The sequence below is a fragment of the Pyxidicoccus fallax genome (assembly GCF_012933655.1).
GTDB lineage: Bacteria > Myxococcota > Myxococcia > Myxococcales > Myxococcaceae > Myxococcus > Myxococcus fallax.
Genome location: NZ_JABBJJ010000789.1, coordinates 1 through 420, shown reverse-complemented (window position 1 = coordinate 420; position 420 = coordinate 1). Strand labels below are relative to the sequence as shown.

Genomic DNA, 420 nt, shown 5'->3' with positions numbered 1-420 from the left:
GTTTAAGCGCTTCCAGGCGGGGGAGATCGAGCGCTGTCGCAGCGCGACTCGCCACCTCCAGCCCGGCAGACAGCGCTGCGTCGGCAGGCTCGCAGGCCGGGGAGACGCGCTCTTTCGAGTAACGCTCAGTATCAAACGGATAACATGGCGCAGCGATACGTTGTCCATCGCCCGCCAGCAGGTCGGCCCACGGTAGGGCGACGCCGGCAGCGTAAAGCTGGAGCAGGGCCTGATTGAGGACATCGCCCGCCTCTTTGTTACGCCGGGCGCTGGCTATCCAGTATGCGTTATCGCGGTATTCGCGCTGCCCGCAAGCAACCAACTGGGCATCGGGCCCCATCTCCAGAAAAACGCGGGCGCCGAGCTGATGCGCTATCTGAATACTCTGGATAAAACGCACCGGCTGGCGCATGTGTCGGC

General features: G+C 63.8%; 1 protein-coding gene. It reads right to left on the bottom strand.

All coding sequences use genetic code 11. The annotated features are described in order from the left end of the window. A partial coding sequence (locus HG543_RS54175) for a hypothetical protein (protein ID WP_211194835.1) occupies positions 1-420 on the bottom strand: 420 nt, incomplete at both ends.